General features: G+C 64.2%; 20 protein-coding genes and 1 pseudogene. 12 read left to right on the top strand and 9 right to left on the bottom strand.

The annotated features are described in order from the left end of the window. From kduD to QUV11_RS07010, 3 genes are all read right to left on the bottom strand, one after another. The gene (gene kduD / locus QUV11_RS07000; protein ID WP_300881256.1) at positions 1–759 is read right to left on the bottom strand and encodes a 2-dehydro-3-deoxy-D-gluconate 5-dehydrogenase KduD; all 759 of its coding nucleotides are present in this window, start codon (positions 757–759) and stop codon (positions 1–3) included. Between the two features lie 20 nt (positions 760–779). Then, a complete protein-coding gene (locus QUV11_RS07005) occupies positions 780–1,418 on the bottom strand; it encodes an RpiB/LacA/LacB family sugar-phosphate isomerase (protein ID WP_300881257.1) in 639 nt (212 codons plus the stop codon). A gap of 123 nt (positions 1,419–1,541) precedes the next feature. Next, complete coding sequence (locus QUV11_RS07010; RefSeq protein ID WP_300881258.1) at positions 1,542–2,552, bottom strand: LacI family DNA-binding transcriptional regulator; 1,011 nt, start codon at positions 2,550–2,552, stop codon at positions 1,542–1,544. 181 nt (positions 2,553–2,733) lie between these two features. On the opposite strand from QUV11_RS07010, the gene QUV11_RS07015 reads away from it, so the two are divergent. From QUV11_RS07015 to QUV11_RS07030, 4 genes are all read left to right on the top strand, one after another. Further along, positions 2,734–4,221 carry a UxaA family hydrolase gene (locus QUV11_RS07015; RefSeq protein WP_300881260.1) on the top strand — a complete coding sequence of 496 codons (1,488 nt, stop codon included), beginning with the start codon at positions 2,734–2,736 and terminating at the stop codon, positions 4,219–4,221. Between the two features lie 85 nt (positions 4,222–4,306). Next, complete coding sequence (locus tag QUV11_RS07020; protein ID WP_300881261.1) at positions 4,307–5,122, top strand: 2-keto-4-pentenoate hydratase; 816 nt, start codon at positions 4,307–4,309, stop codon at positions 5,120–5,122. Positions 5,123–5,177: 55 nt separating this feature from the next. Continuing rightward, the gene (locus QUV11_RS07025; protein WP_300881262.1) at positions 5,178–6,500 is read left to right on the top strand and encodes an MFS transporter; all 1,323 of its coding nucleotides are present in this window, start codon (positions 5,178–5,180) and stop codon (positions 6,498–6,500) included. Positions 6,501–6,592: 92 nt separating this feature from the next. Continuing rightward, positions 6,593–6,952 carry a hypothetical protein gene (locus tag QUV11_RS07030; protein ID WP_300881263.1) on the top strand — a complete coding sequence of 120 codons (360 nt, stop codon included), beginning with the start codon at positions 6,593–6,595 and terminating at the stop codon, positions 6,950–6,952. Here QUV11_RS07030 and QUV11_RS07035 read toward each other — a convergent pair. Continuing rightward, the gene (locus QUV11_RS07035; RefSeq protein ID WP_300881264.1) at positions 6,942–7,367 is read right to left on the bottom strand and encodes a response regulator; all 426 of its coding nucleotides are present in this window, start codon (positions 7,365–7,367) and stop codon (positions 6,942–6,944) included. The two genes, QUV11_RS07030 and QUV11_RS07035, sit on opposite strands and share 11 nt — an antisense overlap. 98 nt (positions 7,368–7,465) lie before the next feature. Here QUV11_RS07035 and QUV11_RS07040 point away from each other — a divergent pair, with 98 nt between their 5' ends. The 4 genes from QUV11_RS07040 to QUV11_RS07055 are packed head-to-tail and all read left to right on the top strand — an operon-like array spanning position 7,466 to position 9,333. After that, complete coding sequence (locus QUV11_RS07040) at positions 7,466–8,281, top strand: pseudouridine synthase (protein ID WP_300881265.1); 816 nt, start codon at positions 7,466–7,468, stop codon at positions 8,279–8,281. Positions 8,282–8,326: 45 nt separating this feature from the next. After that, complete coding sequence (rsmD, locus tag QUV11_RS07045) at positions 8,327–8,884, top strand: 16S rRNA (guanine(966)-N(2))-methyltransferase RsmD (protein WP_300881277.1); 558 nt, start codon at positions 8,327–8,329, stop codon at positions 8,882–8,884. A 4-nt stretch (positions 8,885–8,888) separates the two neighbouring features. Then, positions 8,889–9,083 carry a stability determinant gene (locus QUV11_RS07050; protein WP_300881267.1) on the top strand — a complete coding sequence of 65 codons (195 nt, stop codon included), beginning with the start codon at positions 8,889–8,891 and terminating at the stop codon, positions 9,081–9,083. After that, positions 9,061–9,333: a type II toxin-antitoxin system RelE/ParE family toxin gene (locus QUV11_RS07055; protein WP_300881268.1), complete on the top strand. Its 273-nt coding sequence runs from the start codon at positions 9,061–9,063 to the stop codon at positions 9,331–9,333. The genes QUV11_RS07050 and QUV11_RS07055 overlap by 23 nt, the downstream gene beginning before the upstream one ends. A gap of 7 nt (positions 9,334–9,340) precedes the next feature. On the opposite strand, the gene QUV11_RS07060 is transcribed toward QUV11_RS07055, so the two are convergent. From QUV11_RS07060 to QUV11_RS07070, 3 genes are all read right to left on the bottom strand, one after another. Beyond that, positions 9,341–10,621, bottom strand: coding sequence for an MFS transporter (locus QUV11_RS07060; RefSeq protein ID WP_300881269.1), 1,281 nt, complete (start codon positions 10,619–10,621; stop codon positions 9,341–9,343). Between the two features lie 125 nt (positions 10,622–10,746). Continuing rightward, on the bottom strand, positions 10,747–11,448 hold the full coding sequence (gene ctrA, locus QUV11_RS07065; protein ID WP_017672249.1) for a response regulator transcription factor CtrA: 702 nt from the start codon (positions 11,446–11,448) through the stop codon (positions 10,747–10,749). 277 nt (positions 11,449–11,725) lie between these two features. Further along, on the bottom strand, positions 11,726–12,622 hold the full coding sequence (locus QUV11_RS07070; RefSeq protein ID WP_300881270.1) for a LysR family transcriptional regulator: 897 nt from the start codon (positions 12,620–12,622) through the stop codon (positions 11,726–11,728). 113 nt (positions 12,623–12,735) lie between these two features. On the opposite strand from QUV11_RS07070, the gene QUV11_RS07075 reads away from it, so the two are divergent. From QUV11_RS07075 to QUV11_RS07090, 4 genes are all read left to right on the top strand, one after another. Next, positions 12,736–13,446: a pirin family protein gene (locus QUV11_RS07075; RefSeq protein ID WP_300881271.1), complete on the top strand. Its 711-nt coding sequence runs from the start codon at positions 12,736–12,738 to the stop codon at positions 13,444–13,446. A gap of 74 nt (positions 13,447–13,520) precedes the next feature. Then, positions 13,521–14,120 (top strand): NAD(P)H:quinone oxidoreductase, encoded by a 600-nt coding sequence (wrbA, locus tag QUV11_RS07080; RefSeq protein WP_300881272.1) that lies wholly within the window; start codon positions 13,521–13,523, stop codon positions 14,118–14,120. 112 nt (positions 14,121–14,232) lie between these two features. After that, positions 14,233–15,768 carry a hypothetical protein gene (locus QUV11_RS07085; RefSeq protein WP_300881273.1) on the top strand — a complete coding sequence of 512 codons (1,536 nt, stop codon included), beginning with the start codon at positions 14,233–14,235 and terminating at the stop codon, positions 15,766–15,768. Between the two features lie 68 nt (positions 15,769–15,836). Further along, a complete protein-coding gene (locus QUV11_RS07090; RefSeq protein ID WP_300881274.1) occupies positions 15,837–16,370 on the top strand; it encodes a DsrE family protein in 534 nt (177 codons plus the stop codon). Here the strand turns inward: QUV11_RS07090 and QUV11_RS07095 are convergent. Next, a complete protein-coding gene (locus QUV11_RS07095) occupies positions 16,349–16,762 on the bottom strand; it encodes a hypothetical protein (protein ID WP_300881275.1) in 414 nt (137 codons plus the stop codon). The two genes, QUV11_RS07090 and QUV11_RS07095, sit on opposite strands and share 22 nt — an antisense overlap. 38 nt (positions 16,763–16,800) lie before the next feature. Beyond that, positions 16,801–18,653, bottom strand: a pseudogene (locus QUV11_RS07100) (DNA-directed RNA polymerase subunit beta'); the annotation flags it as partial.

Below are 18,653 nucleotides of genomic sequence, written 5' to 3' on the forward strand. Positions count from 1 at the left end.
TCATCGCGCCAGCCATCCGCCATCGACCGCCAGGATATGGCCGGTCACGTAATCCGATGCGGGCGATGCCAGGAACAAAGCTGCGCCTGCGATATCCTGCGGCCGTCCCCAGCGCCCTGCGGGGATGCGCTCCATGATCTGGCGGTTGCGGGTCTCGTCGGCCTGCAAAGCTGCGGTGTTGTTGGTGCTGATATAGCCCGGCGCGATCGCGTTGACCTGAACGCCCTTGGGGGCGAGCTCGTTGGCCATCGCCTTGGTGACCCCGCCGACACCCGACTTGGCCGCGGCATAGCTCGGCACCCGCACCCCGCCCTGAAAGGTCAGCAGCGAGGCGATGTTGATGATCTTGCCCGATCCGCGTTCGGCCATGTGGCGCGCTGCGGCCTGGCTGAGGAAGAACAGCGTTTTCAGATTGGTGTCGATCACCGCATCCCAGTCTTCCTCGCCGAACTCGAGCAGATCGGCGCGGCGGATGATGCCGGCATTGTTGACCAGGATATCGATGCTGCCCAGCCCCGCCAGCGCCTCGTCGACCACGCGGCCCACCGGCGCGATCGAGCCGAAGTCGGCGGTGATGTTCACCGCCTTGCGTCCGGTCGCCTCAATCGCGGCGAGCGTTTCGGTCGGCTCCGAGCGGCCCGCCACCGCGACATCGACGCCAGCCTGCGCCAGCGCGACCGCGATCGCCTGGCCGATGCCTGTGTTGGCGCCGGTGACGAGCGCGGTCTTGCCCGCAAGATCGAAGGGGCTGGTTGTCATTCTCATTTCCCCTGAAGGCTTCAGCCTGCGACCTCGCGCAGATAGCCGACGATATCCTGATCGGTTGCGTTGGCGTAGAAGTACTCGGCAAAACGCTCGCCTGCAATCGCCGCCTTGAGCAGATCCTGATCGACGGTCTTGAGCACGGTCAGCATGTCGCGGCAGGTAACCGCCTTGAGGTCCTTGAGAATGCCGCGGTTGGTGCGCATGATCTCGGCGCGCTCCTTGGGATAGCCAAGCCCGCGTTCGCCGTCGAACAGCTTGCCATAGACATCGCGCAGGTTGAGCTCGGCGGCCCAGCCGAAGCCTTTGGCATAGGGCATCGAGATCGCGTTGCCGTCGTTGATCTGGCCGAACAGGAAGGCGTCGGTCGGGTCGATCACGAGGCCGCAGAACACGCCGGGCATCGCGTTGCAGGCGAGCATCGACCCCATCCCGGTGCCGCACCCGGTGACGACGAAATCGGCGGCGCCCGAGTTAAGCAGGATGCCGGTGAGCAGGCCGTTCATCACGTAGGTCAGCGAGGCCTTGTCCTCGGCAGAATACATTCCGTAGTTGAACACCTGGTGGCCCAAAGGCTCGGCGACTTCGGTCAGCGCTTCGTGGATGACGGTGTTCTTGGCAGCCTGGCTGTTCTCGGTGATCAGGGCGATCTTCATAAATGTCCTCTCGTTTATGGCGCGGGTGCGCGCCGGGGCCTCGGGCCCGTTGCTGAAGTGACGGTAACCGGTGTCATACTAACGTGCAACCCCATATTGGGGAGCAGCGGGCAAGCGCGCGGCTTATGCGACCGACGCACGCTCGATCAGGTCGGACAGGAAATGCGAAGGGTGCTTGCGCGCCTCGGCGGGGTCGATCAGCTTGATCGCGGCCGCCTTGGCCATCGCCTGGATCGGCCAGCGGACGGTGGTCAGCGGCGGCCAGATGTGCGCGGCGATCGCGGTATCATCAAAGCCGATGATCGACAGATCCTCGGGCACCGACAGCCCTTGGCGGCGCGCTGCGTGGAGTACGCCTGCGGCCATCTCGTCGTTGCTGGCGAAGATTGCGGTGGGGCGCGGCGCGGCGGCGAGCAACTTTTCGCCCGCAGCGATTCCGGTTTCGAATGTGTAGTTGCCCTCGGCCATGATCGCCGGGTCAAGCGCCACGCCAGCGGTTGCGAGAGCATCGCGATAGCCCAGCGCGCGTTCGGCGGCGGAGCGGAAACCCTCGGGCCCCGCGACGAAGCCGATCCGGCTGTGCCCGCGCCCGACCAGATAGGCGACCGCCTTGGCCACCGCCTCGCGGTCGTTCGAGGCGACCATGTGCGCGTCATCGTCGAGCCGGACCGAACCCATCCGAACATAGGTCACGCCCAGTTGCTCGCACAGTTCGGCGAGCGCATCGTTCTCCGAGATCGGTGGCAGCAGCATCACCCCGAACAGGCGTTGCTGTTCCAGGAAGGTGCGCACATCCTCCAGCATCGTGGGCGAGCGGCGGTTGACCGGCCGGACGACCAGCGCGAATTCGGTATCACGGATCGCCGACAATATCCCTTCCTGCACCCCCAGCACCATCTGCGCATTGGGGTTGTCGTGGATCAGGCCGATCAGGAAGTTGCGCCGCAGCGCCAGCGCGCGCGCCTGCGGATTGGGGACATAGCCCAGCTCGGCGATCACCGCCTCGACCTTCTCGCGGGTGGCTTCGTTAAGCAGCGGCGAGCGGTTGATCACCCGGCTTACCGTCTTCTTGGAAACCCCGGCAATGCGCGCGACATCGTTGATGGTCGGCTTGCCGTCCCTTGCCTTTATCACGCGCGTTTCCGTTCCATGGCCAGCTACACCGGTGTCAGTGCCCGGTTTCTCCTAGCCCCAGCAACGACATCATGGCAATGCCGTGCTGATTGACACCGGTTACCATAACGCTATTCATGGAGCCTGAGCCCGAAACAGGAGAGTTGCGCTGTCCGTTGATGACGTCATCACGCCCGATGCGATGCAGGTGCATGCCGCAGATGGCGTGGCGGTGGCACTGCGCCCGCTGGTCGCTGGCGAGAGCGTGGTCGTCGCGGGCCGGTCGGTCATCGTGCTGCAGGATGTGGCGCAGGGCCACAAACTGGCCATCCGGGATCATATCATCGGGGACAGGGTCGTCAAATACGGCCTGCCGATCGGCCGGGCGATCTGTGACATTGCGGCAGGCGAGCATGTCCACAGCCATAATCTGGTCACCGCGCTGGCCGGCGAACTCGACTATGCGCGGGTTGAAAGCGTTGAGCCCGTGCGCACCGACGGCTCCCCCGCCCCGGTCTGGCAGGGTTATCGCCGCGCCGATGGCCGTGCCGCCACCCGCAACGAAATCTGGATCTTGCCGACCGTCGGCTGTGTCGGGCTGACCGCCGAGCAGATCGCCCGCGCTGCCGAAGCGCGCCATGCAGGGGCGATCGCCGAGGACCGGATCGACGGCATCTTCGCCTTTGCCCATCCGCATGGCTGCTCGCAGCTCGGCGACGATCTGGCGGGCACGCGCGCGCTGTTGGCCGGGCTGGCGGCCAACCCCAATGCCGCAGGCGTGCTGCTGATCGGGCTGGGCTGCGAATCGAACCAGCTCGGCGATCTGCTCGCCGCAATCCCGCAGGCCTCGCGCGCCAAGGTGCGGACCTTGTCGTCGCAGGGTGTCGGCGATGAAATGGCGGCTGCAGCGGTGCTGGTCGACGAACTGGTCGCCAACGCATCGATGCAGCAGCGCGAGCCCCTCCCCATGTCCGCGCTCGTCGTGGGCCTGAAATGCGGCGGATCGGATGGCTTTTCCGGCCTGACCGCCAATCCGCTGCTCGGCCGGTTCAGCGAGACTCTGGCCGCGTGTGGCGGCACGCCGATCCTCACCGAGATCCCCGAGATTTTCGGCGCCGAGCAGGCGTTGCTGGATCGTGCCAGGGATGCTGAAACCTTTGAGGCAGCAGCCGCGCTGATAAACCGGTTCAAGGCCTATTATCTCGACCAGGGTCTGCCCGTATCCGAGAACCCATCGCCCGGCAACATCGCAGGCGGGATCACCACGCTGGAGGAAAAATCCGCAGGCGCGGTGCAGAAGGCCGGGACAGCGATGCTGACTTCGGTGCTCGATTATGGCGAGCAGGCGACGACGCCTGGCCTTGCGCTGCTCGAATCCCCCGGCAACGATGCGGTATCCTCGACCGCTCTGGCAGCCGCCGGCGCCACCTTGGTCCTGTTCACCACCGGGCGCGGCACGCCGCTGGGGTTCCCGGTGCCCACGGTCAAGATCGCATCGAATCACACCCTCGCCGCGTCGAAACCGCACTGGATCGATTTCGATGCCTCGCTGGTGCTGAGGGCGGGGCCACGGGTCGCCGACGCCGCCTTTCTGGATGAGCTGATAGCCATTGCAAGCGGCAGCAAAACCACGGCGGAACGCGCCGGACAGCGCGCCATCGCGATCTGGAAGCGGGGCGTGACGCTGTGACAATCCGGTGCCTGAAGACACCGCCACTTGCGAATGACACCGGTTTCCTTTACGCAGCCGGACAAGAGAAGGACTAAAGATCGGGATGGGGAACGAGTTGACGGTGAACACGCAGGCCGATGATGTTGCCATGGCGTTTGTCAGTGCGCGCCGAGAAGCGCGGGCTTTGCACAGCTATCCCGGGGTCAAGCCCGAGGCGCTGCAAACGGCCTATACCATCCAGGATCGCGCGATCGTGATCGATGGGCGCACGGTCGTCGGCTGGAAGGTTGGCCGGATCAATCCGCCGCTCGACGGACAGTTGGGCATAAACCGGCTGTCGGGCCCGATCTTCGCCGATTCGGTCATTGACGCTGCCGATGGCACGGTTCCTGACATGCCGGTGTTCGAAGGCGGGTTTGCCGCGGGCGAGGCCGAGATGCTGCTGCATGTCGCGCCAGGGTTTTCAGGCGCGGTGCCCACCGACGACGCGGGGACCAGGCTGCTGCTTGACGATGTCCGGCTGGGCATCGAAATCGCCAGCTCGCCTTATCCCGGCATCAATACCGATGGTCCGCTGGTGACCGTTTCGGATTTCGGCAACAACGCCGGCCTTGTGCAAGGGCCCGCCCTCGATGGCTGGCGCGACCTGGACCTGTGTGCGATTCGCGTACGCAGCGAGATCGACGACGCGGTCGTCGGCACGGCGACCGCAGCCAACATGCTCGACGGGCCCTATGGCGCGGTCCGCTTCCTGCTGAACCATCTGATCGAACGCGGTGTCGATGTCTCAGAGGGCCTGTGGGTTTCGACCGGAGCGATTACCGGGGTCCACGAGATCCGTATCGGACAGGCGTTTACCGCCATATTCGAGGGCTGCGGCGACGTTCGCTGCCGGGTGGTCGCGGCCACACCCCGCTAAAAGACGCGTTGGCGGACCGGCAAAAGCCTGGCCGCACCCCACAGGGAGAGTGAAGATGGTTGATGCCCCCACGACAGATGCCTCTGCGAACCACGGCGCCGACGCCGGCACGCCGCCTGTGGTTGCCGCAGCCGCCAATGCCGGTCGCTATCGCTGGGTGATCGTGGGCCTGCTGTTCGCGGCAACGGCCATCAACTACATCGATCGGCAAATGATCGGGGTACTCAAGCCCACTTTGGTCGCGGAGTTCGGCTGGACCGAAAGCGACTTTGCCAACATCGTGTTCTGGTTTCAGGTCGCCTATGCCATCGGCTATGTCGGCTTTGGTCGCATCGTCGATGTCGTCGGCGCGCGGCTGGGCTATTCGGTGGCGATCGTCATCTGGACCATCGGCCATATGGCGCATGGCCTTGCCACCGGCGTGACCAGCTTTGCGATAGCGCGCTTCGGCCTGGGCATCGGCGAAAGCGGCAACTTCCCCGCCGGCATCCGCGCGGTCACCGACTGGTTTCCGCAGCGCGAGCGCGCCTTTGCCATCGGACTGTTCAACGCCGGCGCCAATGTCGGCGCGATCATCACCCCGTTGCTCGTCCCCCTGCTCGTTCTGTGGTTCGGATGGCGCGAGGCGTTCTACATCACCGGCATTTTCGGTCTCGTCTGGCTGATCGCCTGGTGGGCGATCTATCGCCACCCGTCCGAGCACAAGCGCGTTTCGGCCGGAGAGCTCGCCTGGATCCAGCAGGACCCGGCCGACCCGGTCGAGCAGATCGGCTGGAGCCGGTTGCTATCCAAGCGCGAAACCTGGGCCTATGCCTTGGGCAAGTTCCTGATCGATCCGATCTGGTGGTTCTTCCTGTTCTGGCTGCCGGGCTATCTGTTCGAACGCTATGACATGGATCTCAGGACCTTCGGGCTGCCGCTCGCGGCGATCTACCTGATCTCCGATGGCGGTTCGGTCTTTGGCGGCTGGATGTCGTCGCGGCTGATCAAGGCAGGACGTACCCCCAATTTCGCGCGCAAGATCACGATGCTGCTGTGCGCGGTGGCGGTCACGCCGATCTGGTTTGCGCAAAGCATCGACAGCCTCTGGGGCGCGGTGCTGATCATCGGGCTCGCCACTGCGGCGCACCAGGCGTTCTCTGCCAATCTTTATACCTTGCCCTCGGACATGTTCCCGCGCGGCGCGGTGGGATCGGTGATCGGGATCGGCGGCACCGTCGGCGCGCTTGGCGGCATGGGGATGGCGCTGTTCACCGGCTATATCCTCGACAGCACCGGCAGCTACGAGATCCTGTTCGCGATCTGCGCCAGCGCCTATCTGCTCGCGCTCGCAGTTGTGCACTTCCTCAGCCCGAGGCTCGCCCCTGCCAGCGTCTGACAGCGCTGGAAGCATCATGGGGTTCGCAACGTCCGTCCGGCTTTCGCGTATGTGCGGCAGGCAATCCTGTCGCACATCCGAGGACGCAGATTATGGCAGACACCCCCGAAACCGAAGGCTTCGGCACCATCAACCAGTCGCAACGCGGCAACCCCAAGGCGCATGACGTCGCCGAGGATGCACTCCACCGCGGCGACGATCCCAGCGAGGACAGCGAAAAGGGCGGCTCCCCTGGCCTGTCGGTCGTTCCGCAGGACGAGCAGGATCTGGTCGATCACATGAACCAGATGGTGCAGTCCGGAAACATCGATCGCAGCGCGTTCGATGGCGAGCGCAATGATGACGATGAGGAAAGCCCGCTGGGCGAACTGGACTCGGACGAAAACGACGGACCGGGTGATGCCGATCCGACCAGCTTCGGCAACCAGGGCCGAGCGTTTTCTAAACGGTAAACAGGCTGAGGGGGCCAGGCATCGTCTTGGGTGTCTTGCCCCCGATCATCCGATCCACCGCCTCGATCGCGCCGACCAGTTCGGCCGCGCTGTAGGGCTTGTTCAGGCAGCCGATCGCGTACTGCTGGGCACCACCAGGACACGTGCCGGTGGCGAACAGCACCGGGATGTTGAGCCCGCTGGCCACCCGAGCGACCTCGATCCCGCTGCCACCCCCCGACAGGTTGACATCGGCGAGAACGAGATCGATCGATTCGCGCTCGAGCAGCGCGATCGCCTCGCCTTCGGTATCGACCGTGGCCACCACCCGGTATCCCGCATCGACCACCCGCAGTTCGTTGTCGAATGCCACCAGCGGCTCGTCCTCGACGATCAGAATGGTCTTGATCGACCGGGTGAACCGCGAAAAAAGCATATGAAGACTTTCGGGCAGGGGCATCAGCGTCAAACGGAAATACGCAGCAGGCAATTCTTGCGTTCCCGCGCGGCGCCTTCCTCGTTATAGCAGCGGCCATGCCCCCCCGGAAACCGAAATTCGATCCGCTTCAACAAAGCGAGACCCCACCCGAACCCGCCGCGCGCAAGACGACGTCCGCGCTGGGCGAGGGCCAGCGCATCGCCAAGCTGCTGGCGCGCGCCGGGATCGCCAGCCGGCGCGAGATCGAGCGGATGATCGAGGGTGGCCGGGTGGCGCGCGATGGCGTCGCGATCACCACGCCTGCCACGGTACTCACCAGCCTGCACGGGATCACGGTGGACGGCAAAGCGGTCAAGGAACCCGCACCCGCGAAACTGTGGCGTTTCCACAAGCCCGCCGGGCTGCTCACCGCAGCGCGCGATTTTACCGGGCGCGAAACGATCTACGATCACCTCGCCCGCGTCGCACCGGAAGCGCCCCGCATGATGCCCGTCGGACGGCTCGACCTCAACACCGAGGGGCTGCTGCTGATGACCAACGATGGCGAATTGAAGCGCCAGATGGAGCTGCCCGCCACCGGGGTCGAACGCACCTATCGCGCGCGCGCTTTCGGCGAAGTCAGCCAGAGCCAGCTCGAGGACCTGATCCACGGCATCACCATCGAAGGCATCCGCTATGGCAAAATCGACGCCAATCTGGAACGCCGCACCGGGCGCAACGGCTGGATCGAGATGACGCTGACCGAGGGCAAGAACCGCGAAGTCCGCCGCGTGCTCGAGCATCTCGGCCTCAAGGTCTCGCGCCTGATCCGCACCCGCTATGGCCCTTTCCTGCTTGAAGGGCTCGAGCCCGGCGCGCTCGAAGAGGTGCGCCGGCATGATCTGATCACCTTCAGGAACACGTTGAAATGATGAAAGACTTCTCCCCCTCTCCCGTCAAGGTGGAGGGATAGGATGCTGCGTATCATCGCGGGCGAATGGCGGGGCCGCAAGCTCAAGACCCCGGCAGGCGACACCACCCGCCCCACCGCAGACCGTACCCGTGAAACCCTGTTTTCGATGCTCACCAGCCGGTTGGGGTCGTTCGAGGAACTGTCGGTGCTCGACCTGTTTGCAGGATCGGGCGCGCTGGGGATCGAGGCGCTGTCGCGTGGGGCTGCCAAATGCGTGTTCGTCGAGCAGGACCGCGCCGCGATCGACGTGCTGCGCGCCAACATCCGCGCGCTTGACGCCGACCACCGCGCCGAAATCCGCCCTAGCTCCGCGCTGACATTGGGACCGGCGCTCAAGCCGTTCGACGTGGTGCTGATCGACCCGCCTTATGCGACGGGTGCAGGCGCGGTGGCGCTCGACAAGCTGGCCCGGCTGGGCTGGTTCGCGCCTGCGACCTGGATCAGCGTCGAGACGGCCAAGTCGGAAAAGCTCGAGGTATCAGGCTTCGAGATCGACGCCGAACGCGTGGTCGGCAAGGCAAAGCTGACCTTATTGCGGCTGGCGGGCGATGTGATAGACTGAGTTTATGGTCAAATACTCGCCCATCGAATCCGAATTCGCCTCGTCCGAGGAAGAGGCGGCGTATGATGCGTGGTTCCGCGCGAAGGTGGAACGTTCGCTGCAATCCACCGCGCCTCGCGTTCCGCATGAAGAGGTGATGGCGCGGGCGGAGGAAATCATAGCAAAGGCCCGGCAGCGTGCGGCTGATTTGGACAGTTGAAGCCCTAGCAGACCACGACGACATCATCGGTTACATTGCCGATCGGAACCCCGATGCCGCTGACCGGCTTAAGAACCTGTTTGATCGTTGTGCCAAGCAGTTGCTGGAATTTCCCCAAATGCATCGTCCAGGTCGCGTCGCTGGTACTCGGGAGGCGATCGTGCACCCCAATTATCTGCTGATCTACAGTATTGAGCAGGACGCGATCGTCATCACGGCTGTGCTGCACGCCCGCCAGCAATACCCCTGACCGGCTGCTAACCCGCGGCCCTTCCCCGCTGCGCCCACAGCCCGGCAAAGCTGAGCACGCCCGCCGCCGCGAGATACAGCCCGACCGCATCCGCGCCGCCCCTGTCCGCCAAAGCCTGCGCTGCGATCGGGGCGAGCGCGCCGCCGATGATGCCGCCGCCATTGAACGCGACCGAGGCCCCAGTATAGCGCACGCGCGCGGGAAACTGCTGCGGCAGCCACGCGCCCAATGGGCCGTAGACGAAGCCCATCACCAGCAAAGCGATCGACAGCGCCACCCATGCCAGGCAGAGCGAGCCCGAGCCCAGCAGTGGCCCGAACAGCAGCCCGACGCCGATCGTGGCCGCGCAGCCGATCATCAGCACCCGCCCGCTGCTGGTGGCATCGGAGCGATAGCCCGACAGCACGATGCCCAGCGCCAGGAACAGGATCGCGCCCAGCTGCACCAGCAGGAAATCGACCCGGTTGTGCCCCAGAGCGGTGGTGGCATAGCCCAGCGCGAACGCGGTCGAGAGATAGAAGATCGCAAAGCATGCGACGACCGCGAAGGTGCTGGCAAAGGTCGCGCGCAGATGGTTGCGGAAGAGCTCGGCCACCGGCACCGGCGCGGGCTTGTCGCGCGCCAACACCTCGGCGAAATCGGGGGTCTCGCTGATCTTGAGTCGTACCCAAAGCCCCAGCCCAACCAATATCCCGCTCGCCAGAAACGGCACGCGCCAGCCCCAGGCGACGAACTGTTCGTCGGTCAGCGACAGGCCGAGCAGCAGGAACAGCCCGTTGGCGGCGATGAAGCCCACCGGCGCGCCCAGCTGCGGTGCCATGCCGAAGCGCGCGGCCCAGCCCGGTGGCGCGTTCTCGACCGCCAGCAGCGCCGCCCCACCCCATTCGCCGCCCAGCCCGAAGCCCTGGCCGAACCGTAAGGTACACAGCAGCAACGGCGCCACCCAGCCGACCATCTGGTAGGTCGGCAGGAACGCGATCAGCAGGGTGGAACCTCCCATCAGCATCAGCGAGGCAACCAGCGTCGACTTGCGCCCGATACGGTCGCCGAAATGGCCGAACACCACCGCGCCCACCGGCCGCGCGAAGAACGCCAGGCCAAAGCTCATATAGCTCAGCAGCAATTGCGCCGAGGCGCTTTCGGACGGGAAGAACAGCGGGCCGAAGACGAGGGCGGCCGCAGTGGCGTAGATATAGAAATCGTAGAACTCCACCGCAGTGCCGACCAGCGACGCGCTGAGCACGCGAGCGTGGGTGCGATACGGATGCTGCGGGGTCGTGGTCGCCATAAGACCGGAGCGTTAGCGCGCGGGACGCTGATGACAAGGGACTGCGCGTCCATCCGCGCATAGCGGATACAAAAAGGGCGGCTGGTTGCCCGCCGCCCTTTTTAAAATGTCGATGTGAACGCGCCTCAGGCCGCGATGACTTCGCCATCGGCTTCGGGATCGCGGAGCACATAGCCGCGGCCCCAGACGGTTTCGATGTAGTTTTCACCGCCACAGGCCAAAGCCAGCTTCTTGCGCAGCTTGCAGATGAACACGTCGATGATCTTGAGTTCGGGCTCGTCCATCCCGCCATAGAGGTGGTTGAGGAACATTTCCTTGGTCAGCGTGGTGCCCTTGCGCAAGCTCAGCAGCTCGAGCATCGCATATTCCTTGCCGGTCAGGTGAACGCGGGCGCTGTCGACTTCGACGGTCTTGGCATCGAGGTTGACCGCCAGCTTGCCAGTGCGAATGACGCTTTGCGAATGACCCTTGGAGCGGCGCACCACGGCGTGGATGCGCGCGACCAGTTCTTCGCGATGGAATGGCTTGGTGACATAATCGTCGGCACCGAAGCCGAACGAGCGGACCTTGCTGTCCATCTCCGAAATGCCCGAAAGGATCAGCACAGGCGTCTGCACCTTGGCGACGCGGAGCTTTTTCAGCACGTCATAGCCGTGCATGTCGGGCAGGTTGAGGTCGAGCAGGATGATGTCGTAATCATACAGCTTGCCCAGATCCAGCCCCTCTTCGCCGAGGTCGGTGGTGTAGACATTGAAACCTTCGGTGGTGAGCATAAGCTCAATCGCCTTTGCCGTGGTCGGTTCATCTTCGATCAAAAGCACCCGCATGTGCAGCCCCTTTTCGCCCGTGCCATCGGCACCGTTCAGTCATCTAGACCCAAGAACGGATCGACGTGGAAAACATTAACCATAAAAGATTTGGGGGCAAAAGGTTAATTTTGGGTAAACCCTGGCCAGTCGCTCGAGCGCAATCCGGCCATCGGGCCGCAATATGCGGAAAAGACTCGGCTTTTGACCGACCGTACGGACATCAACGGTCCGTCGCATTTTTGTTAGCTAAACCGATATGGTTTCCAATTGGTAACAAAATCGCGTCGAGATCAACTTATGCTGCCGGTAGCTCGCTGCGCAGAAAGGCGATCAGCGCTTCCACACGCGCCGGTCGGTGTGGCGATGGCGGCGTGACGATGCTGAGCGTGGTGTCGTCGAACCGCCAGTCGGGCAGCAGCCGCACCAGTCGTCCCTGCGCCACCCCGTCGTCGCAGAAGAAATCAGGCAACGCTGCAATGCACAGCCCGTCCAGCACCGCCGGCATCGCGGCATCGGCATTGTTGACCACCAGCGCCGGGTTGACCCGCGCCTGCACCCTGTCATCGCCAGGGCCGGTCATGATCCAGACGCCCGGCTGGGCGGCATTGGCGTAGTGCACCGCCCTGTGCCCCTCCAGCTCGGCAGGATGCCGGGGCGTCCCGTGGCGTGCGCAATAATCGGGAGAGGCGATCAGGTACATCTGCACGCGGCGCAGCCGGATCGCGCGCAGGCTGCTATCTGGCAACACCGCGATGCGCAGCGCAAGGTCGAACCCCTCGTTGACCAGATCGACCCGCGCGTCGGACAGATGCATGTCGATGACAATGCCGGGGTGCAGCGCCATGAACCTGGCCACCAGCGGCGCGACCGCGCGCAGGCCGAAGCTCATTGGCACCGCGATCCGCACCGTTCCCGAAAGCAAAGATGCCTCGTCCCGTGCGGCTTCGACCGCTGCCTCGCCATCCAGGCGGATCCGGCGCGCGTGGTCGACGAGCGAGCGCCCCGCCGCCGACAGCGACAGTCGCCGCGATGTGCGGTGGAACAGCACCGTGCCCAGCTCCGCCTCGAGCCGCGACACCGCCTTGGACACCTTGGCCTTGGACAGGCTGAGCGCATCGGCCGCTGCGGTGAAGCTGCCGGTGTCGGCAACGGCTGCGAACACCGCCCAGGCTTCGAAGTCCGGTAAGCGCATATCCGAAACAATCCTTTTCCAAACTGGCTATTTTGGAAACGATACCATTGCCCTATCTCTTGCTCAAGCCAAGGCGCCGGCGTTGAACGAGGTGCCTCGAAGGAGCAAGTGACATGATCGAGAAGCGCGATTTTTCTTCGCTGGGCCATGCCAACCACGGTTGGCTGAATGCCCGCCACCATTTTTCGTTCGGCGGCTATCATGATCCCGCCCGCATGGGCTGGGGAGCCCTGCGCGTGTGGAATGACGACGAGATCGCTCCCAAGAGCGGCTTTCCCACCCATCCGCACCGCGACATGGAAATCATCACCTATGTCCGCACCGGCGCAATCACCCATCGCGATAGCCTGGGCAACGAAGGCCGGACCGAGGCGGGCGATGTCCAGGTGATGAGCGCGGGCACCGGCGTCGCGCACAGCGAGTTCAACCTGGAAGGCGAGGAAACCCGCCTGTTCCAGATCTGGATCATCCCCGATGCCCCGGGCGGGCAGCCCCGCTGGGACGCCAAGCAGTTCCCCAAGGGCGACCGTTCGGGCAAGCTCGAGGTGCTCGCCAGTGGCCGTGACGAGGACATCGCGGCGGGAGCCTTGATGATCCGCGCCGATGCCCGGCTGTCGGGCGCGACGCTGACGGCAAATGACAGCATCACGCATCGGATCGCTGACGGCATGTCTGCGTATCTAGTCGTGTCGGCGGGCAACGTGACGGTGAACGGGGTCGCAATCGGCCCGCGCGATGCCGCCGCGATCACCCGCGAGACCGAGATCACCGTCTCGGCTATAGAAGACGCCGAGTTTCTGATCGCAGAAACCCGGAACCCCTAAGTCCCCCCGTCCCGCCGCTTCCCCCTCTTGGCGGCGGGACACCCCTTTTCATTTTCCCTCAAAGGAGACGTCCCATGGCAAAAGTTCTTGTGCTCTATTATTCCACTTATGGTCATGTCGAAGCGATGGCCGAGGCCGTTGCCGAAGGTGCGCGCGGCGAAGGCGCCGATGTCACCGTCAAGCGCGTGGCTGAGACGGTTCCGGAAGAAAGCGCCAAAGCCAATGGCTTCAAGCTCGACCAGCCGGCCGAAGTCGCCGACCCCAACGAACTGGCGGATTATGATGCGATCATCGTCGGCACCGGCACCCGCTTCGGCCGCCTGTCGAGCCAGATGGCGGCGTTCTGGGACCGTACCGGTGGCCTGTGGGCCAAGGGCGCGCTGGTCGGCAAGGTGGGTGCATCGTTCACCTCCACCGCCAGCCAGCATGGCGGGCAGGAGACGACCCAGTTCTCGATCCTGACCAACCTGCTGCACCATGGCCTGACCATCGTCGGTCTGGACTACGGCTTCCAGGGGCAGCTCAACAATGACGAGATCATCGGCGGTTCGCCCTATGGCGCCAGCACGATTGCCGGCGGCGATGAATCGCGCCAGCCGCATCCGATCGATCTGGATGGTGCACGCTATCTGGGTGCCAAGGTTGCAAGGACGGCTGCCAAGCTGATCGCATAAACCTCAGGTCCCCTCCCCGCTCAGGGACCGCCGCCCGCACCCCCATTTCAGGGGGTTGCGGGCGGAATGCGCGGGCTATAGCCTTCTCCTGCATACAGGGGGAGCGAGCAAGATGGGGTGGATTATCCGGCGCTGGCTGGCGTCCGGGCTTGCAGTGGCGATGGCTGCAACCCTGGCCGCGCCAACCGCTGCGCTCGCCGAATGGCATGAAGCCTCGAGCGCCAATTTCCTGGTCTATGCCGATCAGGGCGAAAAACAGGTGCATGCCTTCACCGACATGCTCGAGCGCTATCGCTCGGCGATGCTTGCGCTCTACAAGATACCCGACGAGCCGACGTCGCCGTCCAACAGGCTGACGGTGTTTGTGGTGCGCGACGCGGCACAGGTGCGCAAGCTGTTGGGCACCAGCAACCGCTACATCCAGGGCTTCTATCAGTCTCGCGCCGGTGGATCGGTGGCCTTTGTTCCCCGTGTCGATGGCTCCAACCAGAGCGATCGCGTGAGCCAGGGCGAGCAGCTTCTGCTCCACGAATATGCCCATCACTTCATGTACAGCGTGTTTTCCGGATCGGCACCCTTGTGGTTCACCGAGGGCTTTGCCGAATTCTATTCCACCGCCAAGTTCGAGAAGGACGGGTCGGTCGGCCTGGGCCTGCCCGCCACCCACCGCGCCGCCGAATTGTTCTATGCGCAGGACGTGCCGCTCGAGATGATGCTGAGTACCCGCAAATACCGCGAGAGTACGTCCAGGCGCTATGACGCATTTTACGGCCGCAGCTGGCTGCTGTTTCATTACCTGATGCTGTCGGGCAAACGCCCCGGCCAGATCGACGACTATCTCGGCCGACTGAACAGCGGCGAGGGCGAGGATGCGGCAGCGGCGAGTGCGTTCGGCGATCTGGCTGCGCTCGACAAGGAGCTCGAGCGCTACATGAAGTCGCGCAGCATGAGCTATTTCAACCTGGGCGCCGACCGCATCAAAACCGCCGCGATCGGCGTGCGTCGGTTACCCACGGCAGAGGCCGCGATGTTGCCGGTGATGATGCGATCGAAGCGTGGCGTCGACCCGGAGCAAGCCTTGGTGGTAGTCGAGATGGCGCGCAAGATTGCAGCGAACTATCCCGATGATCCATTCGTCCAGACGGCGCTGGCCGAAGCCGAATTTGACGCCGGGAACGACGCCGGCGCACTGGCCGCGGCGGACCGCGCACTGGCCGGTGACCCGCAGGCGATCAATGCGCTGATCCAGAAGATGTACGTGCTGTTCCGGCAGGCCGAGGATGACAGCAGCGGCAGCCTGTGGCCCAAGGTCCGCGTCGCCGTGGGTGCCGCCAACAAGGTCGAGAACGACAACCCGATCCCGTTGACCTTCTTTTACCGGACCTTCGTCGCGGAGAACAAGCAGCCGCCCGAAATCGCGGTGCAGGGGCTGGAAAAGGCGCTGATGCTGGCGCCATATGATACCGAACTCCGGGTAGCGCTCGCGCATTACCAAATCCATGCGGGCGACAAGGAGATGGCGCGCAAGACCCTGGGGCCTTTGCTCAACCATCCGCACGACACTGGTCTTGCCGACTTCGCCCGGAAGTTGCTCGAGGGCGATCCCTCCCCCGCTCTGCAGGAGGATGCAACCGACGCGGCAAACTGATACCCTCCCCCAAACAGGAGGAGAATTGCATGTCGCGTCTAACGTCATCTCATATCGGATTGCCGGCAATGGCTTTGGCGTTGAGCATGGGCGCAACCCCGGTAAAGGCGCAGGACGCAATGCGTGCGGGCTTTCACGCCGGAACGGTGATCGCGGACTTCGGTCCGGTCGCGACGGTCAAAGGCCATGAGCCGCTGCCCGCCAACGCGACGTTCAGCGTCGCCTTCGATGTTGCAGAAGCCGCCAAGCCCGGCAGCCTCAACCGCACGCTCGAAAGCGCAGCGCGGTTCATCAACATGCACGCCGAGGCCGGGGTGCCGCGCGATGCGGTGCGGGTGGCGGTGGTCGTCCATGGCCCGGCCAGCTTCGATCTCACCACTGCCGCGCCCTATGGCAAGAAGCATGACGGCGCGGCCAACGCCAATCTTGCGGCGATTGCCGCGCTGATCGAGGCCGGAGCAGAGATCCATCTGTGCGGCCAGAGCGCGGCGGCGCAGGGCATCATCCGCGCCGATCTTGCGCCGGGGGTCAAGATGTCTCTGTCGGCGATGACCGCGCATGCGCTGCTCCAGCAGCAGGGCTATACGCTCAATCCGTTCTGAGCAGGCCTGCGCAACCGGCTTTGCGCCATCATCAGGGAACCAATCCCCGCCGCGAAGGTAAAGTGATCAAGCGCGCCGCAGCACCTCAGTCGCAGGCATACGCGCTGTCCTTGCCGAGACAGGCTTAACCGCGTTCGTGCCAGGCTGGCCTTCGCCCCCGCCGGTCGCCGACGCATTTCAAAGAAGGAATCCTCATGGGAAAAGGCATCATTTTGTGGCTGTTGGGCGTCCCCGGACTGCTGGTCATCGCCCTGCTCGTTTTCGGCATTCTCTGACCGAAGGCTGACGATCAGCGCTCGACCTAAGAGCGCGACCAAGCTGGCGTAGTCAGCCGGACCGAACACAAGAAACCCCGCCGGAATCGCTTCCGGCGGGGTTTCTTGTGTTTGCAAAAGCGGTTGCTCCCCGGTCTCAGCCGGGGAGACAGCCCTTATTCCGCGTCGGTATCCGCCACTTCAGGCTCGGCTGCGACCGGCGCCGGGGCGGGAGCCGCCTCGACTTCGTTCGCGGCTGCCATCGCCCGCTGCAGCGCGCGCTGCTGGGCGCGAAGCGCAGCATCACGGCTGTTGGCGGCGATGCGCATGCGGTTCATGCCCGCACCGGTACCTGCCGGGATCAGACGACCCACGATGACGTTTTCCTTCAGGCCGATCAGCGAGTCACGCTTGCCTTCGACCGCCGCCTGGGTGAGCACCCGGGTGGTTTCCTGGAACGACGCCGCTGAGATGAACGAACGCGTCTGCAGCGAAGCCTTGGTGATGCCGAGCAGCACGGGCTTGCCTTCCGCGAACTTCTTGCCCGCGTCGAGACGCGCGTTGTACTCGTCCATTTCCTCGCGATCGAGCTGTTCGCCCGGCAGCAGGGTGGTGTCGCCGCCGTCGGTGATTTCCACCTTCTGCAGCATCTGACGAACGATCACCTCGATGTGCTTGTCGTTGATCTTCACGCCCTGCAGACGATAGACCTCCTGGATTTCGCTGACCAGATATTCGGCCAGCGCTTCCACGCCGAGCACTTCAAGGATGTCATGCGGGTCAGGCGAGCCCGAGATCAGGTTGTCGCCCTTCTTGACATAATCGCCTTCTTGCACGTCGATGACCTTGGACTTGGGCACCAGATACTCGACCGATTCACCCTCTTCCGGGTGGATCGCGATCTTGCGCTTGGCCTTGTAGTCACGGACGAATTCGATGCGGCCCGAGACCTTTGCGATGATCGCATTGTCCTTGGGCTTGCGCGCTTCGAACAGTTCGGCAACGCGCGGCAGACCGCCGGTGATGTCGCGGGTCTTGGCGGCCTCGCGGCTGACACGGGCGAGAACATCGCCTGCTTCAACCTTCTGGCCTTCCTCGACCGACAGCATCGCACCGACTGCCAGCATGTAGCGGGCAGCCTCGCCCGAATCATCGTCGAGCAGGGTCAGGCGGGGACGCAGATCTTCCTTGGACTTCGCCTTGAGCGATCCACGGAATTCCACGACCACGCGCTGCGCGATACCGGTGGCATCATCGGTCTGCTCGATCAGCGTCTTGCCGTCGATCAGGTCCTGATACTTCACGATACCCTGCTTTTCGGTGATCACCGGCATGGTGAACGGATCCCACTCGGCAATCCGGTCGCCCAGATTGACGACGCCATTGTCGTCGACCAGCAGCACGGTACCGTACGGGATACGGTGGACCGCACGTTCGCGGCCTTCCTTGTCGACGATCGCGATTTCGCCGTTGCGGGCGAGCGACAGGCGCTGTCCGCGCTTGTTCACGATGGTCGGGATATCCCGGTACTGCAGCGTGCCATCGGCCACCGCTTCGAGGTTCGAGGTTTCGTTGAGCTGCGCCGCACCGCCGATGTGGAAGGTCCGCATCGTCAGCTGGGTGCCCGGCTCACCAATCGACTGCGCAGCGATGACGCCGACAGCTTCTCCGATGTTCACCGGCGTACCGCGAGCCAAATCACGGCCGTAGCACTTGCCGCAAACACCCATGGTCGCTTCGCAGATCAGCGGCGAACGGATGCGCGCTGCCTGCAGACCCAGGGCCTCGATCGTGGTGATGTTGGCTTCGTCGAGCAGCGTGTCCTTGGCGATCACGACTTCACCGGTCTTGGTGTCGGAGATATCCTCGGCCAGAGTCCGGCCCAGGATACGCTCGCCCAGCGATGCGATGACGCTGCCGCCCTGCACAATCGCGCGCATTTCCAGCGCGTTCTCGGTACCGCAATCCTCCTCGACGATGACGCAATCCTGGCTGACGTCGACCAGACGGCGGGTCAGGTAACCCGAGT

The sequence above is a fragment of the Blastomonas sp. genome, assembly GCF_030373265.1.
Lineage (GTDB): Bacteria > Pseudomonadota > Alphaproteobacteria > Sphingomonadales > Sphingomonadaceae > Blastomonas.

Excerpts from the sequence above, each read along its gene's own strand:
- kduD (WP_300881256.1), bottom strand. The coding sequence starts at position 759 with ATGACAACCAGCCCCTTCGATCTTGCGGGCAAGACCGCGCTCGTCACC.
- QUV11_RS07005 (WP_300881257.1), bottom strand. The coding sequence starts at position 1,418 with ATGAAGATCGCCCTGATCACCGAGAACAGCCAGGCTGCCAAGAACACC.
- QUV11_RS07015 (WP_300881260.1), top strand. The coding sequence starts at position 2,734 with ATGCAGGTGCATGCCGCAGATGGCGTGGCGGTGGCACTGCGCCCGCTG.
- QUV11_RS07020 (WP_300881261.1), top strand. The coding sequence starts at position 4,307 with ATGGGGAACGAGTTGACGGTGAACACGCAGGCCGATGATGTTGCCATG.
- QUV11_RS07025 (WP_300881262.1), top strand. The coding sequence starts at position 5,178 with ATGGTTGATGCCCCCACGACAGATGCCTCTGCGAACCACGGCGCCGAC.
- QUV11_RS07030 (WP_300881263.1), top strand. The coding sequence starts at position 6,593 with ATGGCAGACACCCCCGAAACCGAAGGCTTCGGCACCATCAACCAGTCG.
- QUV11_RS07035 (WP_300881264.1), bottom strand. The coding sequence starts at position 7,367 with ATGCTTTTTTCGCGGTTCACCCGGTCGATCAAGACCATTCTGATCGTC.
- QUV11_RS07040 (WP_300881265.1), top strand. The coding sequence starts at position 7,466 with ATGCCCCCCCGGAAACCGAAATTCGATCCGCTTCAACAAAGCGAGACC.
- QUV11_RS07050 (WP_300881267.1), top strand. The coding sequence starts at position 8,889 with ATGGTCAAATACTCGCCCATCGAATCCGAATTCGCCTCGTCCGAGGAA.
- QUV11_RS07060 (WP_300881269.1), bottom strand. The coding sequence starts at position 10,621 with ATGGCGACCACGACCCCGCAGCATCCGTATCGCACCCACGCTCGCGTG.
- ctrA (WP_017672249.1), bottom strand. The coding sequence starts at position 11,448 with ATGCGGGTGCTTTTGATCGAAGATGAACCGACCACGGCAAAGGCGATT.
- QUV11_RS07070 (WP_300881270.1), bottom strand. The coding sequence starts at position 12,622 with ATGCGCTTACCGGACTTCGAAGCCTGGGCGGTGTTCGCAGCCGTTGCC.
- QUV11_RS07075 (WP_300881271.1), top strand. The coding sequence starts at position 12,736 with ATGATCGAGAAGCGCGATTTTTCTTCGCTGGGCCATGCCAACCACGGT.
- wrbA (WP_300881272.1), top strand. The coding sequence starts at position 13,521 with ATGGCAAAAGTTCTTGTGCTCTATTATTCCACTTATGGTCATGTCGAA.
- QUV11_RS07085 (WP_300881273.1), top strand. The coding sequence starts at position 14,233 with ATGGGGTGGATTATCCGGCGCTGGCTGGCGTCCGGGCTTGCAGTGGCG.
- QUV11_RS07090 (WP_300881274.1), top strand. The coding sequence starts at position 15,837 with ATGGCTTTGGCGTTGAGCATGGGCGCAACCCCGGTAAAGGCGCAGGAC.